This window comes from Shewanella sp. Sh95, assembly GCF_001308045.1.
GTDB classification, from domain to species: Bacteria; Pseudomonadota; Gammaproteobacteria; order Enterobacterales; family Shewanellaceae; genus Shewanella; species Shewanella xiamenensis.
This window is the reverse complement of record NZ_LGYY01000088.1, coordinates 15,947-32,389: the sequence shown is the minus strand read 5'-3', so window position 1 is coordinate 32,389 and position 16,443 is coordinate 15,947. Positions and strand designations below refer to the sequence as shown.

At 48.3% G+C, this 16,443-nt stretch carries 12 protein-coding genes; 8 read left to right on the top strand and 4 right to left on the bottom strand.

What is annotated here, in order from left to right:
* Positions 1-90 precede the first annotated feature (90 nt).
* The 3 genes from deoA to deoD all read left to right on the top strand — a co-directional run bounded on the left by deoA (position 91) and on the right by deoD (position 3,448).
* The gene (gene deoA / locus AEA42_RS06510) at positions 91-1,422 is read left to right on the top strand and encodes a thymidine phosphorylase (RefSeq protein ID WP_055647281.1); all 1,332 of its coding nucleotides are present in this window, start codon (positions 91-93) and stop codon (positions 1,420-1,422) included.
* 9 nt (positions 1,423-1,431) lie between these two features.
* The gene (locus AEA42_RS06505) at positions 1,432-2,646 is read left to right on the top strand and encodes a phosphopentomutase (protein WP_055647280.1); all 1,215 of its coding nucleotides are present in this window, start codon (positions 1,432-1,434) and stop codon (positions 2,644-2,646) included.
* A gap of 91 nt (positions 2,647-2,737) precedes the next feature.
* Positions 2,738-3,448, top strand: a complete 711-nt coding sequence (deoD, locus tag AEA42_RS06500) for a purine-nucleoside phosphorylase (protein WP_011621831.1) — start codon at positions 2,738-2,740, stop codon at positions 3,446-3,448.
* Positions 3,449-3,616: 168 nt separating this feature from the next.
* Here deoD and AEA42_RS06495 read toward each other — a convergent pair whose 3' ends face one another.
* Positions 3,617-4,792 (bottom strand): AhpA/YtjB family protein, encoded by a 1,176-nt coding sequence (locus AEA42_RS06495; RefSeq protein ID WP_099458452.1) that lies wholly within the window; start codon positions 4,790-4,792, stop codon positions 3,617-3,619.
* A gap of 79 nt (positions 4,793-4,871) precedes the next feature.
* Here AEA42_RS06495 and serB point away from each other — a divergent pair, with 79 nt between their 5' ends.
* Both serB and AEA42_RS06485 read left to right on the top strand, forming a co-directional pair.
* On the top strand, positions 4,872-5,864 hold the full coding sequence (serB, locus tag AEA42_RS06490) for a phosphoserine phosphatase SerB (protein WP_055647278.1): 993 nt from the start codon (positions 4,872-4,874) through the stop codon (positions 5,862-5,864).
* Positions 5,865-5,969: 105 nt separating this feature from the next.
* On the top strand, positions 5,970-6,956 hold the full coding sequence (locus AEA42_RS06485; protein ID WP_192937890.1) for an alpha/beta hydrolase: 987 nt from the start codon (positions 5,970-5,972) through the stop codon (positions 6,954-6,956).
* Position 6,957: 1 nt separating this feature from the next.
* Here the strand turns inward: AEA42_RS06485 and AEA42_RS06480 are convergent, their stop codons facing one another.
* Positions 6,958-9,336, bottom strand: coding sequence for a PilZ domain-containing protein (locus tag AEA42_RS06480; protein ID WP_055647276.1), 2,379 nt, complete (start codon positions 9,334-9,336; stop codon positions 6,958-6,960).
* A gap of 102 nt (positions 9,337-9,438) precedes the next feature.
* Between AEA42_RS06480 and radA the strand changes: the two genes are divergently transcribed.
* Complete coding sequence (gene radA / locus AEA42_RS06475; protein WP_037415324.1) at positions 9,439-10,803, top strand: DNA repair protein RadA; 1,365 nt, start codon at positions 9,439-9,441, stop codon at positions 10,801-10,803.
* Between the two features lie 95 nt (positions 10,804-10,898).
* Here the strand turns inward: radA and AEA42_RS06470 are convergent, their stop codons facing one another.
* Positions 10,899-11,291: a PilZ domain-containing protein gene (locus AEA42_RS06470; protein WP_086024078.1), complete on the bottom strand. Its 393-nt coding sequence runs from the start codon at positions 11,289-11,291 to the stop codon at positions 10,899-10,901.
* Positions 11,292-11,470: 179 nt separating this feature from the next.
* On the opposite strand from AEA42_RS06470, the gene torR reads away from it, so the two are divergent.
* Positions 11,471-12,181, top strand: a complete 711-nt coding sequence (torR, locus tag AEA42_RS06465; RefSeq protein WP_055647275.1) for a two-component system response regulator TorR — start codon at positions 11,471-11,473, stop codon at positions 12,179-12,181.
* Between the two features lie 28 nt (positions 12,182-12,209).
* On the opposite strand, the gene torT is transcribed toward torR, so the two are convergent.
* On the bottom strand, positions 12,210-13,277 hold the full coding sequence (torT, locus tag AEA42_RS06460) for a TMAO reductase system periplasmic protein TorT (RefSeq protein WP_055647274.1): 1,068 nt from the start codon (positions 13,275-13,277) through the stop codon (positions 12,210-12,212).
* Positions 13,278-13,333: 56 nt separating this feature from the next.
* Here torT and torS point away from each other — a divergent pair, with 56 nt between their 5' ends.
* Positions 13,334-16,396, top strand: coding sequence for a TMAO reductase system sensor histidine kinase/response regulator TorS (gene torS / locus AEA42_RS06455; RefSeq protein WP_055647273.1), 3,063 nt, complete (start codon positions 13,334-13,336; stop codon positions 16,394-16,396).
* Positions 16,397-16,443: the final 47 nt, after the last annotated feature.

Below are 16,443 nucleotides of genomic sequence, written 5' to 3'. Positions count from 1 at the left end.
TGTAATTGTAATATTGCTACAGTTTTGATGTTTCATTGTAAAGCTAAATAACGGATATGTTGTATTAGTATTTAGCTTGGAGGCAGTATCATGTTTCTAGCTCAAGAAATTATACGTAAGAAACGCAATGGTTTAGCCTTGAGTACCGAAGAGATCCAGTTCTTCGTTAAGGGCATAACCACCAATGCAGTGTCGGAAGGTCAGATCGCCGCATTGGGCATGGCTGTGTACTTTAATGACATGAATATGGATGAAAGAATCGCTTTGACCACGGCAATGCGCGATTCTGGCACTGTGCTCAACTGGGACGCGTTAAACCTCAATGGTCCCATCGTCGATAAGCACAGCACAGGTGGTGTCGGTGATGTGATTAGTCTGATGCTTGGCCCCATGGCCGCTGCTTGCGGTGGTTATGTGCCGATGATTTCGGGTCGCGGACTCGGACACACAGGCGGTACGCTCGATAAGTTCGACGCTATTCCCGGTTATCAAACTGAACCTTCGAGTGAGTTGTTCCGCAAAGTGGTTAAAGACGTTGGTGTGGCGATTATCGGCCAAACTGGCGATCTGGTCCCCGCAGATAAACGTTTCTACTCCATCCGTGACAACACCGCGACCGTCGAATCCATCTCCCTCATTACCGCCTCTATTCTCTCTAAGAAATTAGCTTGTAGTCTCGATGCATTGGCGATGGACGTCAAAGTCGGTAGCGGCGCATTTATGCCAACCTATGAAGCCTCTGAAGAGCTTGCTCGCAGCATTGCAGCGGTAGCCAATGGCGCAGGCACTAAAACGACTGCCTTACTCACCGACATGAACCAAGTATTAGCCTCATGTGCGGGTAATGCGGTTGAAGTGAAAGAAGCCATCGACTTCTTAACCGGTGCTTACCGTAATCCACGTCTGTACGCTGTGACTATGGGGCTTTGCGCCGAGATGTTACTCCTTGGTGGCCTAGCAACTGATGAAGCGGATGCCCGTGCCAAGTTAAACCGCGTATTAGATAACGGCCGCGCTGCCGAGATCTTTGGCAAGATGGTTTCAGGCCTCGGTGGCCCAGTCGATTTTGTCGAAAACTACAGTAAGTACTTACCGCAATCGCAAATTATTCGCCCTGTCTTTGCGGATACCCAAGGTTATGCCCACAGCATGGATACCCGTGAACTCGGTTTAGCCGTGGTTACCTTAGGTGGTGGTCGTCGCAAACCTGGTGATGCACTCGACTACAGTGTCGGTCTGACGCAAGTCTGTGCCCTTGGCGATAAGATTGATGCTTCAACGCCGATTGCCGTGATCCACGCGCAATCCGAAGATGCCTTTGCTCAGGCGGAAGAAGCGGTTAAAAAAGCGATTCGAATTGATGAAGTCGCTCCAGAAAAAACACCTGAGATCTATGCTTATATCCGAGCAGCGGATCTTTAAGGAAGAATTATGAAACGTACAGTTATAATGATGTTGGATTCCTTTGGCGTGGGCGCAGCAGGTGACGCCGCCAAGTTTGGGGATCTAGGTTCTGACACTTTTGGCCATATCGCTAAAGCGTGTGCCGAAGGTAAAGCCGATATCGGCCGTGAAGGTCCATTAACGCTGCCAAACTTGGCGCGTTTAGGTTTAGCCCATGCGGCGATGGAAAGCACGGGGGCGTTTGCGCCAGGCTTTGCGGACAATGTTGAGCTGATTGGTGCCTATGGCCATGCTCAGGAATTAAGTTCGGGTAAAGATACCCCGAGCGGTCACTGGGAAATGGCAGGTGTGCCCGTATTATTCGACTGGGGCTATTTTAGCGAGCACCAAAACTCGTTCCCTAAAGAGCTGACAGATAAGATTCTAGCCCGTGCGGGACTCGATGGCTTTTTAGGTAACTGCCATGCTTCTGGTACTACGATTCTGGAAGAATTAGGCGAAGAACACATGCGTTCTGGCAAGCCGATTTTTTACACTTCGGCGGATTCGGTATTCCAGATCGCCTGCCATGAAGGCACATTTGGTTTAGAAAATTTATATCGTCTTTGCGAAATCGCCCGCGAAGAATTAGAGCCTTACAACATTGGCCGCGTGATTGCGCGTCCATTCGATGGCACTGGTCCAAGCGACTTTGCTCGTACTGGTAACCGTAAAGATTACTCCCTCGAGCCGCCAGCGAAGACAGTATTAGATAAGTTAAAAGCCGCCGGTGGTGAAGTGGTGAGTGTGGGCAAGATTGCCGATATTTACGCTTACTGTGGCATCACCAAAAAGGTGAAGGCAAACGGGTTAGAAGCGCTATTTGATGCGACGTTAGCCGAAGTGAAATCAGCGGGTGAAAATACTATTGTATTCACTAACTTTGTTGATTTTGACTCCCACTATGGTCACCGCCGTGATGTAGCAGGTTATGCGAAAGGGCTAGAGTATTTCGACTCGCGTTTACCTGAAATGCTCGCGCTGCTGGATGAGGACGATCTGTTAATCCTCACCGCCGACCATGGTTGCGACCCAACATGGCAAGGTACTGACCATACCCGTGAGTATGTGCCTGTATTGGCCTATGGCGCAGGGCTGAAAGCCGGTTCACTCGGTCGCCGTAACAGTTTCGCCGATATCGGCCAATCTATCGCGAGCTACTTCAAGCTTGAGCCGATGGAATACGGTGAGTCGTTTATCTAAGTAAACGCGCAAGATCTCGATTTGGCGGCCAGCATTGGGCCGCCAGTAAACAAAGACTTAAGTCTTAATAAAATAAACAGGGGTTATTTCGATGGCAACACCACACATTAATGCTGTAGAGGGCGCATTCGCTGAGACAGTTCTGTTTCCAGGCGATCCATTACGTGCAAAATATATTGCTGAAACATTCTTAGAAAATGTTGAGCAAGTGACTGACGTTCGAAACATGCTAGGTTTTACCGGTACTTATAAAGGTAAACGTATTTCTGTTATGGGTTCAGGCATGGGTATTCCTTCATGCTCAATCTATGCAACTGAATTAATTAAAGACTACGGCGTTAAGAACCTGATCCGCGTGGGTACTTGTGGCGCGATCAGCACTGACGTTAAAGTGCGCGATGTGATCATCGGCATGGGTGCTTGTACCGATTCGCAAGTTAACCGTTTACGTTTCAAAGGCCAAGATTTCGCAGCTATCGCGAACTACGAGCTGATGAATGCCGTGATCGAGTCTGCCAAAGTTAAAGGAACTAAGATCCGTGTAGGTAATGTTTTCTCTGCCGATCTGTTCTACACTCCTGATCCACAAATGTTTGACGTGATGGAAAAAATGGGCGTGTTAGGCGTAGAGATGGAAGCCGCTGGTTTATACGGTGTTGCCCATGAATTCGGTGCCCGTGCATTGTGTGTGGTAACTGTATCTGACCATATCCGTACTGGCGAAAAAACCACTTCTGATGAGCGTCAAACCACGTTCAACGATATGATCGTGATGACATTAGACGCAGCAATTACGCTGTAATGTGTCGCTAATGCAGTTATAAGAAAAGGGTTCGCATTGCGAACCCTTTTTACTGCCCTGTCTTCTTTTAGATTAGCCTGCTAAACCGTGCTGCCAAATGTTCGATGGATAAAATCCTGTAATGCGGCGCAGACCAAAGAAGCCTCAGTTTGACCTGAGACGCTTCAGTTAACCCGTTGAGTCTGTGTCTAAATCGCTCGGTTGAACAGGGACTTTCTCTGCGGAGGATTTCGAGGTATTGGTCTTCACGCGGCGGACCGATTTAACCTTAGGTTTATTTGGGGTGGATACTGAGGTTTGTGGCTCTGTGGCTGATGCAACAGCTTGCGTCGACTGCGTTTTAGACTGAGGCATAGTGTTGGATGATGACTCATCCTTTGCTCCCATCTCAGGTGCTATCTCCGGTTTCAACTCAGTTTTCAGATCAGACACTTGCTCTGGCGTTTGCTCAGACTCAGTTTTTGTTTCTGTAATGGCTTTGGCCTTCTTCACTTTAGGCTGAATACTGGCTTGATTACTGTTTTCATCCGGCACTTTAGCGTTTTCTGTGATTTTTTCTAAAGGCAAAGTATCTGTAGTTGGTTTATTTTCTTCGGTTTCTTTATTTTCTGTCGGTTTTTGAGCGGCCTCTGTATCACTCGCGATGACTTCATCCAACTGCTCATCCTGATGACCCGCAGGCTTCGATTCCTCAGCCGCTTCAGGGTTTTTTATGGCTTTATTCTTTTTAGGGTTTTTACGCAATTTGGCGCGGGTGCGGCGACGGTCAAAATCGGCGCGTTTAAAAGATAAAGCGCGGGATAACAACATGCCTATTAGGCCGGCAACCAGCAGCATTATTTGTTGCTGCTCCATATTCAGGTTATGCGCTTCTTTGATTTCATTAAAAAATAGTTTGGTATCGAGCCTAACCTCGACATAACCTAAATTCTTGCCATCCTGAGTCACGGGTTCAACATAGGGGGGATATTTGCTCAGTAGCAGACTCATTTCTTCTGATTCGGGATCTAAGGCATCTTTAGTCAGGCTTTGAGCAAAGGCTAAGCGTATTCCTTGATCGCTAAATATTGCAGCTGACATCACCTTAGGATCTTCAACTAGGGCGCTGGCGAGCCACTGGAGTTGCTCATCATTTTGTAATTGTAGGGCGGGCGCCGCGCTATAGGCCGTTTGCTGCACTAGTAATCTGGCCATCTTTTGCGTTTGGGACTTTAGAAGCAGCTGACCTTGTAGTAGGCTTGTTTGCCACAATTGCACTAAGCCGACCATCAAGGTCAAAGCAATGGCGATTTGGAGCAGTCTACTGATTTTATGGCTTTTCTTTAGCCCTTTAAGATATAACACTTTGACCCTTAATAATGAGAGCGCTTGCCTAATCATAATTGATTCTGCGTGAGCCCGATAGTTGGAGAACACGAGTCCTATGGAAAGCTTGAACCAAAATCCGCTGTTTGTATGGTTAGCAGCTAACCCTTTACCTCGCTTTGAATATCAGGGGCTCAGTTTCGTGGCTTATCAGGAATCGTCTACGCGGCCATCCCAAAGTGGATTTGCTATGCGTCTGATTTACGAGGATTTAAGCATTGAAGACTCATTAGCGGCTTGGATTGTTTCTCTAGCTAAAAGCCTCAAATTGGCCTCGCTCTCCATCGCACCTATTCGTCGTCAAGTGGCACTGCATTGCGTCGAATTAGCGCTTCCTGTAGAACCCAGTGCCGAATTGTTAGCAACCTGTCCATCTCAGGTCGAGTTACATTTAATTCACGGCCCATTACCTAAACTGAGCGAGCCCGGTTTACTGGTGATGGACATGGATTCTACCGCGATCCAAATTGAATGTATCGATGAACTTGCCGCGATGGCTGGGGTCGGCGAGCAAGTGGCGGCGATCACTGAGCGCGCGATGCAGGGCGAGTTGGATTTTGAGCAGAGTCTGCGCCAAAGGGTTGCCCAGCTTAAGGGCGCCGATGCCAAGATTATTCAAACCTTGTGTGACACTTTGCCATTGATGCCGGGTCTTGAGGCTATGTTGACCGAGCTTAAGTCGCATCATTGGCGCCTCGTTGTGGCTTCAGGAGGCTTCACGCCGTTTGTTGGTCACTTAAAACAGCTGCTGAATTTAGATGCGGCCTTTGCCAATGAATTAGTCATAACGGACGGTAAGCTGGCGGGAGCCGTCACCGGAAAAGTCGTCGATGCCCAGTTTAAGGCCGATGTGGTCAACCGTTGTAGCCAAGAATGGCAAATCCCAGTGGGGCAACGTGTGGCGATAGGTGATGGTGCTAACGATATTCCTATGGTGCAGGCGGCTGACTTTGGTATTGCCTTCCATGCCAAACCCAAACTTGCCGCCGCAGCAGATGCTCGGATCCGTAGTTTGGACCTTAGAGTATTGCCTTATCTATTGCAGTTTTAAATAAGTGTCTCAGTCGATTATGTGGTGACATTAGAGTAATGACTCTTGTTTTTTGAGGCTTAACTGGTAGTTTAGTGTTCATTAATGGACTACCAGTGACTGATTTTGACTTCAACTCCAGATGAGCATTCTGCTCAAACACTTTCACAAACCTCCCTCTATCTTCCTTATCGGGATGGACAGTTACACCTGCGCCAGTTGTTGCCAATTACAGCTGATTTTTCTAAACCGCCGATCCTGATGTTGCATGGCGCTATGTCAAATGGCCGAGTTTTTTACAGCCAGAGCGGTCGTGGTTTGGGATGTTTTCTTGCTAAGGCGGGTTTTGTGGTTTATGTGTTCGATACCGCTGGACGAGGATTAAGTTTACCAAAAATCAGTCGAGATTTTACCTTAGGACAAGGTGAGGTGATCCGTGAGCAATTGCCATTAGTACAGCAGTATATTTTGAATATTCATAATCAGGCCTGTCAGGAACAGGGGAAAATATCCCCCTCACGTGTGCATTGGTGCGCCCATTCCTGGGGCGGAGTGTTGATGGCGAGCGCCTTAGCGCGTTACCCTGAACTGCAGCAAAGTGTGCGTTCACTGCTCACCTTCGGCAGTAAACGCACTATTCGCGTCAAATCTTTCAAAAAATGGTTGATGGTCGATGTGTTTTGGAATCGCCTTGCACCAAGTTTAGCGGTTGGGCAGGGATATCTCGCCGCCGATAAACTGCGTGTCGGTATGGATAACGAGAGTCGGGCATCATTGAATCAAAGTATTGATTGGGTGCGAGGTGAGTGGCGCGATCACGATGACGGTTTTGATTATGCCAAGGCGGCTAAGGCAGCCAACTGGCCCGTCGCTTGGTTTATAGCGGGGCAAAACGATACTGTGCTTGGGCATCCTGAAGATGTCGCCGATATGATCTCTGAGTGTGGCTTTCGCCAAGTGAAATTCACTTTGCTCTCAAAGGCGAACGGCTTTAAACACGACTATGGCCATGCGGATATGCTGACTCATCTGGATGCGATGAGTGACCATTTTCCGCTGATCCGCGATTGGTATTTAGGCTTTGAACTCGCGGTATTAAAAGACGAGGAATAAGTTAGGCCTGTTTATGTAACACTGGGTATCTTAATTCCACTTCTTGGGTGATATCCAGCAATTCACCTACACCGATAATGCGCCAGAGCTGATCTTCAAGTTGTTTTGCCCTGTGATTTGCATGGATATTGATATATTCCAATTCGCGGCGCAGATACCCCATATCCGGTTTTTCGGTGGCACCTCGATAAATTCGTAGCGCCATAAAGCGTCCAGCCAATTTACTTTGGGTGATAAATGCGACTTTAGCTTGAGCATCACCGACTTCAATAGCGGGTATACATTTTAAATGGAATCGGCCGCGAGACTGACGCGTCAGTTGAATAAAGACTTCAATAAAATCCATATCCTGCTGGGGTTTCATTTGGCGGATGGGGTCGAGAATATCCCGTTTAAAAAAGCCATCCTTGAGCAGCGGAGCGAGGTTATATTGCAACGTATCTGAAGAACCCGCGGCAAAAATATCACTAATTTCATCATGTTCAGTACTGACGCCTAAGCAAGCCACTTGTGCTGATTTAGTTGTTTTTTCAACAAAGTAGGGCACAGAATGGAGTTCGCGTAATAGGATATTTTTAAGTCCATCAGCAAGCTCGTTTGCTTCACTATTATTTTCAGTGAGTTGTTCTAGCTTTTCTTTATTGTGGGCGATTAATTTGTTTAAAAACTCGACACCGACATGGGGCGTATGGCCCATGACAGCGGCTAAATGTAACGTGACGCCATTCTTACGGGTTCGAACTAAGCGGTAGGGTAAATTCTCGAGTTGAGTTTTGCCGGCAATGGTTTGCAGTTTAGGTAAACTGATCATTAAGGGTTTATTGGTTACAAACGTCGTGGGATTGTCGAGCGTGAGCTGCATGCCACGACCTGAGATATCTAAGGTGATTCCTGTTGCTTTTAGGCCACCCTGCGAGACATTGACTAAGGTTTTAAAGGCGAAACGCGCTTCCTGCCGCCGTTCACTAAATTGCATTGCAATCGGTTTGATTTGGTGGGTGCTGAGCCGTTGCTGGCCGAAAGCTTTTAGCGCATTGGCATTGCTATCATCCTGCCAAGCTTTATAGGTCGCTCTTTCATCCTCGTTGGTCAGATCGATAAGTTGCAGCATATGGCTGAACTGGGCTAATTGTTGCTCCACCAGCGGGCTGTATTTAGCTTCATCCCCTGGCAAGGTCGCTCGGCGATAGCCTTTAGCATGGTAAATTTTATCTGGAACCAGTTTGAAAATACGCCAGCTTGGTTTGGTTGAAGCAAAACCTAAAAACAATGATACCAAGCCTTTAGCTTTTAATTCGGCTAAGGTAGCCGAATAAAAATACAAGCAGCCTTGGGCGTTGTAGGTAAACGTAAAAAATAACCCATAGTCAGGATTTTCGGGATGGCTAAGTAGCGCAGAAAGCCGTGCTGATGTCAGCATTGCTGGTAACTGACTGATATCGTTCTCATCTTGAAAATAATGCACTATCTGCTGATTATCTCGACTCAGCAGCATATGGCTAATTGATTGGGTTTGTTGATTCAAAAATAACGGTAAATGTGGCAAATGCGGCAGATAATGACGCTCGAATCCAAGGCCGGATGCGGTTACTAATACGTCATTAACATCGAGTTTATAACGGAGTTTATAGCCTCGAATCAAATTGCCCAGCATCTCGCCTAGCGCATCAGTGCCACCAATACGCTTCAATCTTAACCAAATAAATTCACCATTAGTTTGGCTATCAACAATGTGGTAATCGACTCCAAGTTGTAGATCGGGGTAATAATATTCTTCACTTAGCTCGAGAAGCTTTACCTTTAGCGGTTTATCGAGGTCAAAAGGATGATTCGCCGCCAAGCGAATGCGCGCACCACCAATGGATAAATCGACGGTGATCCCCGGCATTTCAGGTCGGCCTGGTTGGGAAACGGCAATGCGGATACTGTAATTCATCCGCTCTTCAGTGCGATTAAAATAACTGCCGAGTACAACGCCTGGCACCATAAAGGGTTCGAGTTCGACGGTATCGCTTTGTTGTGTCACCTGGCGTAATTTTTGTCGCCGAAGTTGATGGGCGGCGATGACGTATTCATATACGCCTAAAGTGTATTTGTTACGGTATAAGGACATGGCCTCTTGCAGACTATGTTTAGCTGGCTCATCGAGAAAATGGCGCTGCTGACCCAGCATGACTTCACTACAGGGCAACTCTGACTTATCCCTAAGGTCAATAATCCGCGTGCAGGGCGAAGCTAAACGATTCAACTCCATTTTTAATAAAAAACGGGTGGAATTGTTTTCATCGACAGTCAGCTGCTGGAAAATCTCCTGGAAGTTAGGTTCCATGAGCAGCGGCTTGAGTTGTTCTATGAGTGCACTATGGTTATCTAAACTCATGTAGTGGTCTTTTCTAATGCTGATTTTATGCGTGCTGTGTTAGTCTAATGTCGGCAGTATTCACAGTTACTTAAATTGATTTTATACAGATTTTAATAAGTTATGGCAAAGAATAAAACCGCGTACGTGTGCAATGAGTGTGGACAGGATTTTCCCCGTTGGCAAGGGCAATGCAGTGCTTGTCACGAGTGGAATACGATAACTGAAGTGCGCTTAGGTGCCGCCTCGCCCGGACGGGGGACTCAGTTTGCCGGTTACGCTGGTGCAGGCAGTAGCGAAGTCAAAACCTTAGACCAAATTGATCTCAATGCTTTGCCACGTATAGTGAGCCACTTTGGTGAACTCGACCGAGTACTTGGAGGCGGCATTGTGCCTGGATCGGCGATTTTGATTGGCGGTCATCCTGGAGCTGGTAAGAGTACTTTGCTGCTTCAGACCCTATGTCATTTAGCCGAGCAAATGCCCGCGCTTTATGTTACTGGGGAAGAATCGCTCCAACAGGTGGCGATGCGGGCCCATCGTCTTGGCTTACCGACCAATAAACTGAGGATGTTATCCGAAACCAGTGTGGAGCTGATCTGCGAAGTCGCCCTGAAAGAATCGCCAAAAGTCATCGTTGTCGACTCTATTCAAGTTATGCATATGAGCGATGTAGCGTCGAGTCCCGGCAGCGTGTCGCAGGTACGTGAATCAGCCTCCTATCTAACCCGTTTCGCCAAGCAAAATGGCATTGCTGTTATTATGGTGGGCCATGTCACCAAAGATGGTAGCCTCGCCGGGCCAAAAGTGCTCGAGCACTGTATCGATTGCTCGGTGATGTTTGAAGGGGATAGCGACAGCCGTTATCGCACTTTGCGCTCCCACAAGAACCGCTTCGGGGCGATCAACGAGCTGGGCGTATTTGCCATGACGGAACGTGGCCTGAAGGAAGTGGCAAACCCATCAGCAATTTTCCTCTCCCGCGGCGAGGAAGAATCCTCGGGCTCCTTGGTCATGGTGGTGTGGGAAGGTACGCGCCCGTTACTGGTTGAACTGCAAGTACTGGTGGATAATTCTGCCATGTCCAATCCGCGCCGTGTGGCAGTGGGGATGGATGCAAACCGTTTGGCCATGTTGCTTGCGGTGATGCATCGCCACGGTGGCTTGCAAATGTCGGATCAGGACGTGTTTGTGAACGTGGTTGGCGGGGTTAAAGTAACCGAAACCAGTGCCGACTTAACCCTGCTACTGGCCATGGTATCGAGTTTTCGTGGCGATATTTTACCGAGTGATTTAGTGGTGTTTGGTGAAGTGGGCTTATCTGGCGAAATTCGACCTGTGCCAAATGGGCAAGAACGTTTAGTCGAAGCCGCTAAGCATGGTTTTAAACGAGCGATAGTGCCTCGAGCGAACGTGCCGAAAAAACCGCCAGTGGGAATGGAAGTGGTGGGCGTTTCCAAGCTATCAGAAGCCCTTGAAGCAATCTAATCTAAAAAACAAACAGCGCCTTAAGCGCTGTTTGTTTTTACTCGGGAGTCAAGCCCGTACCTAATCATTATCCGTGCAATCACTATCCGTGGTGTTTAATCGGCGGAATGATGTTTTTCTACAAAGAGCGCCAATTCACGGTTCAGAATTGAGGCATCGCCTAAGTTTAGCTCAACGATGCGTTTGAGGTGGCTGATGCTGTCGACATCGATAATGTTACATTTAAGCCCTAGTTGGTGATTACGTTGATGCACCAACTCAGTTTCCATTTGCAGCTCAATATCGGAGCCCTGCAGAGTAAAGTTAAGGATGATAGGCTCATCTGAATGGCTAAATCCTGCGGGTTCTTCCACTAAAGCGCCATTTAGGCTGAGATCCAATATTGAGGTTTGCCATTGCTTTTCACCTTGGTGTATTGACGCACTTGCGGCAAAGAGGATCCGTGAAAAATGTCGTCTTTCATCAATCACTAATTCTTTATCTTTCATAGTTTGTTAGCGCCCACACCAATCAATATGCCTAAGCATATGTCATATTGAGGAGAGTGTAAAAGCTCGGCAGATTTTTGTGCAATAAAGTAATGTAGATCGCATATTTTACCTTTCCTTCATATGCAAATATGAAAAAGTATGAATAATTCAGTTAAGCAAAATAAGAGAAGTTGAACATGGCCTATAGTGTGCTCGTTGTCGATGATGAAGCAGTTATTCGTGCGCGATTGAAGGGATACTTTGAAAAGGAAGGTTATCGTGTGATTGAGGCTGCCGATGGCGAGCAAATGTGGTACGAGTTTAATCGTCAACATATCGATTTAATTATGTTAGATATTAACCTGCCTGGGGTCGATGGCTTAAGTTTAACCCGCGAGTTACGCAGCCGCTCCCATGTGGGGATTATCTTAGTCTCTGGCCGTGATGAATCGATTGATAAAATCGTTGGCCTGGAGATGGGCGCCGATGATTATGTGACTAAGCCCTTCGAACTGCGGGAACTATTGGTGAGGGTAAAAAACCTGCTATGGCGGATTTCTTTGGTAAAACAAGCCGAACAGGCGCTGGTGCAGGAATTATCACAGCCCGATGATTTGATAAGTTTTGAAGGCTATCAGCTTGAATTAAATAGCCGTAAGCTGCGCCAAGGGGAGGAGCTTATCAAGCTCACTAAGGCCGAATTTGAGTTATTAACCGCCTTTGCTTTGCATCCGCAGCAGGTACTTTCTCGCGAGCGCTTAATGCAGCAAACCAGTCATCGCAATCAGGATGTGAATGACAGAACCATAGATGTTATTATCCGCCGTCTACGTAATAAGCTCAATCCTGAGCTCTTTGTCACTGTCCATGGTGAGGGGTATTTATTTGCCGCTAAGGTGGATGACTGATCTCTAACTTAGATCTTGTGTTAAGCGCTCAAGGGCGCACTTGATACAAGGGATAAAAATCCGCTTCGGCAAGGCTAAAGCCAAGTGCCGACAGGGTATTTTTTGAGGTGGTGCGCTCAACGATAGCTGGACCTATATCGCCAAAAGACGCGGCGCCTTCGAGCTGTTTTACCGTAACATCGATGGCGAGTTTGCCCTGCAATACGACTAAGTCATCATTGCTGTAGACCACTTTTTGCCGCATCAAGCCGCGCAGAATCGCGGGAGATAAGTAACTGCTCACCAGCTTGATATCTTGTGTCAGCTGTTTTTGTTTGAGGGTGCTAACGGCGGCTTCTATCGCCACCGCACTACCTAGAATATAGTTAGGCTGCTGGGCTTTTAGCAGTATCTGTAATTGATCGCGGTAGAGATTGCGATTGTTATCGGCGTGCTGAATCGCACTGATGCTAACATTGCTCCCTTCAAGTGCATGACGAATCCCTTGCTCGACTAAATCGGTGCCGCCGAGGTTTTCAGGGCCGGCTAAGAGGGCCAAGGTGGTCGGCTGGGTTGGCGTATGTGCCTTGGCATCCGCCTTAATAAAATGGCCCGCGCTTAGCCCCATTTGATACCAGTTAACGCCGATATGGGTCTGCACTTGGTCTGAATTGAGTTTATTCACTAGGGCGAGCACGGGTTTGGTTAGCGGTTCGGAAAACTGTTCGAGCAGATTGGGGCTCACTGTGCCGAGTAAAATCGCGTCGTAGTCACCGCTCATGCAGGTGCGTAACTGTTCGAGTTGCTTATCCTGATGGTAGTAGCTGCCCGCTTCGAACAGATCTAAAGATACGCCAATGAATTTGGCATGTTGGATTAGGCCATAATCGATGCCAATCCAATAAGCGTCCTTCAGGTGAGGGACGAGGACACATAGACGCCAAGCTTGTTGGGCTTTAGTGAGAGGATGATAATCAAGCGCCTGCGCCTGCTGAATTTTGGCATTAAAGGGATGGCGTTGCTCTAATGGCCAAGTTTGGCTGTTGGCATTGGCAGGCGATAAACATAACAGGCCAAAAGTGGTGAGTGTGAGCAAAGCTTGCCAAAATTTTCCCATTGTCTCGTATCATCCACAGTGATCATTTCGAAGGCATTGTAACAGAAGGAACAAGTGTGGCGCCTTTATCTTTATCGCGAAGTAGTTTAACCGGCAGACTCATGCTCGCCTTCGGTGTGCTTGGGGTATTGCTGTTGCTACTGGTTAGCTTAGGTAGCCTGAGTTTACATTGGCTCAAGCAGGCTGACAGTTATCTGTATGAAGAATCATTACCCGCCTCTCAAGCCGCGCGCCAATTAGTGCAGGCCTCTAATGCCTTATCCGATGGCGTGACCCAGTTAGGCCAAGTGGAGGATGAGCGGCAGCGGGAATTTATCGGCCGTAAGCTCAACCTTGAAAGCGCCACAATGTTAAATAGCATCAAAGTGTTACTGACACTAGATGTGAACGAAGATAATCATTTATCTGTATTAGCTGAGCAAATCATCGAGCAATTAACCTTATTGGGTAAGAGTGTGGGCCAGCGCATTACCTTAGGGGATGAGTTGCAGCTTAGGGCCCGTGAGTTATCACTTGCCGCAGCCCATGCCTCTGAGTTATTGCAATCCGAATTGGCGGTAGTCGACTCGGCGATTTTAGCAAAACTCAGCCAAGCCTACCCGGATATGGCGGGGAATAAACGCAGTGGGCAACTGCTTGATGATGTGATTGAACGTGAGCTCGATATCCAAGAACAGCTCAATCGCGCGCTCAAGTTAGTGCATCAAATTGCGCTGCTCAGTCAGTTATTTGAGGCATCTGAATTACAGTCCGAGCTGCAATTGAGTGTTCCCCGTTTATTGGCAACCTTTGCCAGCACTGCATCATCGCACCCCATGGCGCAGAATCATCCAAAACAAGGGATGGCTATCGATCTGGCATCGAGCGCAAACACAGATTCGCCTTCGGTAGAGGTGGGTATCGATTTAATGGCGCTCACCACAGTTTCTGAGTTGATACGCGATCCCGGCAGGCTCAATGCGCTAAAGGCGGAACTGGCTGTTCTTCTCCATACCCCCAAAATTATCAAATTACAGCGAGAACTGAGTCAAAGTTTGCAGCGGCAACAGCGGCAGCAGCAGGAGTTAGCGGAAAAACTCTATAGCCTCAATACGCTGGTGGATAGTGCGCTTAATCAACAGCAACAGCGGGCGGAGCTGGCGCGAAGTGATTATTTAATGCAGTTGTCTTACGCTCGATTAGGGTTGTGGGGCACGGGCATATTAATGTTAGTTATCATAGCAGTCGTGGTTTATCGAGTGATCTATCGCGGCATTGCCTTGAGGTTAAATCAGGCGACCGAAGCTATGTCGCGCTTAAGTTTAGGGGACACTAATGTGAGCCTCGATGCCCACGGCGACGATGAGTTGACCGCCATGGCCAATGCCATCGAGGCATTTAAGCGAAAAACAGCCCACAACCTGAAATTGCAGGCGGATTTACGTCAGGTCGCCGATGAGCTGACCGAGCATAAAAAGGCCCTTGAACAAACCGTGGCCACGCGCACACAGGAATTGGCCGAAGCCAACCTGCGCCTTGATGCGGAGGCCAAAGGCCATGCTAAGGCAAGAATCGTTGCCGAGGAGGCGAGTCAGGCAAAATCCCAATTCCTAGCGACCATGAGCCATGAAATTCGCACCCCACTCAACGGCTTACTCGGGACGCTTACCTTGCTCGGCCATAGCCAGTTACCGCCCGCGCAGCAACAGATGCTCGCGCTGTCGCAATACAGCGGCACGCTGCTGCAAACCGTGCTGAGCGATATTCTCGATTTCTCCCGCCTCGAGCAGGGCAATTTAACCAATGAGCCTAGGCCTACGGATATCAACGCCTTGCTCGATGAAGTCCTAGCGATCATGGTAGCGGGCGCCAATTTGGCGGGATTGAGTCTAAGACTTAATCGTCCCCAGTTACCCGCGTGTATCCAGATTGATGGCCCTAAGCTGAGGCAGGTACTGTTTAACTTGATTGGTAACGGCATTAAATTCACCCCCGAAGGCGGCGTGAGTCTGAATGTCAGCGTGCGGGGCGATAAACTCGCTTTTGTGGTGGCAGATACCGGCGTGGGGATTGCGCCCGAGGTGCGCGAGCAATTATTTATGCCTTACTGCGTATTGCCTAATCAGGGGCGCAGCCGTGGGACTGGTTTGGGGCTTGCCATTTGCAAACAGTTAGTTGAACTGATGGATGCACAGGGGCCAGGAATTTGGGTCAAGAGTGAGCCAGGTAAGGGCAGCGAGTTTGGTTTTGAGCTGAGTTTTTCCCAGTGTGATAAGGCATTCGATACGCAAACTCAGGTGCAAAAACGGGTTAATCCCCTGCGGGTGTTAGTGATCGAAGACAACAAGGTCAATGCCATGGTCGCGCAAGGGTTTTTGGCGCATTTAGGCCACAGTTCCAGCTTGGCCATCAGTTGTCAGCAGGCGCTGACGCATGTGAGTGGCGATAAGGCATTCGATGCCGTGATGCTCGATATTCAACTGAGTGATGGTTCTGGGCTAGCATTATTACCACAGCTAAAGGCATTACTGACAAATGACATTGTTAATGAGAGTATTAAGTTTGCCGCCTTTACCGCGCAGATGCAGACGGAGGATCTTAGCCTCTATCGGGAGGCGGGGTTTGATACTGTGTTAGCCAAACCCTTGAGCCTGCAAACCCTGACAGAATGGCTGGGCGTTGCTTCGTTGCCAGCGTGTGTGCCATCTTCTTCGGGGAGTGAGAGTCCTGCGTTGCCAGCGAGTCCTTCCTTAACCTTCGCATCTTCGGAGTCATTGGCTCAATCGGCTAAAACCTTATTAGATCTTAATCAGTTACAGCAAGATCTTGAGGTCTTAGGTTTGAAAGCCGTGAGTGATATGTTGGCGCTCTATCGAACCTCCAGTGCCGAGCAAATTGAGCGACTCTCGGCGTTAAGCTCTGTGGCGCATTTCAGCGAGGGCGCAAAACTATTGCACGCGCTTAAGGGCAGCAGTGCCAGCATGGGGCTAAAAGCACTGACCGAGTGTTGTCAGCAGTGGGAGAATACACACAACACCACAGGGGAAAATGTATTGGATAGCGAAGCCGTCACTGAATTAACCGCTTGCTGGCAGGCGTCGATGACAGCGTTTGAGCAGTGGCTTGCAACACAGGGCTAGCAGCAAAGGATTCGCGACAAGACGTTAACTCTATAAGTGAGTCGTCT

What these genes read in the sequence shown, in the direction of transcription:
- deoA (WP_055647281.1), top strand. Translation starts at nt 91, where the DNA reads ATGTTTCTAGCTCAAGAAATTATACGTAAGAAACGCAATGGTTTAGCC.
- AEA42_RS06505 (WP_055647280.1), top strand. Translation starts at nt 1,432, where the DNA reads ATGAAACGTACAGTTATAATGATGTTGGATTCCTTTGGCGTGGGCGCA.
- deoD (WP_011621831.1), top strand. Translation starts at nt 2,738, where the DNA reads ATGGCAACACCACACATTAATGCTGTAGAGGGCGCATTCGCTGAGACA.
- serB (WP_055647278.1), top strand. Translation starts at nt 4,872, where the DNA reads ATGGAAAGCTTGAACCAAAATCCGCTGTTTGTATGGTTAGCAGCTAAC.
- AEA42_RS06480 (WP_055647276.1), bottom strand. Translation starts at nt 9,336, where the DNA reads ATGAGTTTAGATAACCATAGTGCACTCATAGAACAACTCAAGCCGCTG.
- radA (WP_037415324.1), top strand. Translation starts at nt 9,439, where the DNA reads ATGGCAAAGAATAAAACCGCGTACGTGTGCAATGAGTGTGGACAGGAT.
- AEA42_RS06470 (WP_086024078.1), bottom strand. Translation starts at nt 11,291, where the DNA reads ATGAAAGATAAAGAATTAGTGATTGATGAAAGACGACATTTTTCACGG.
- torR (WP_055647275.1), top strand. Translation starts at nt 11,471, where the DNA reads ATGGCCTATAGTGTGCTCGTTGTCGATGATGAAGCAGTTATTCGTGCG.
- torT (WP_055647274.1), bottom strand. Translation starts at nt 13,277, where the DNA reads ATGGGAAAATTTTGGCAAGCTTTGCTCACACTCACCACTTTTGGCCTG.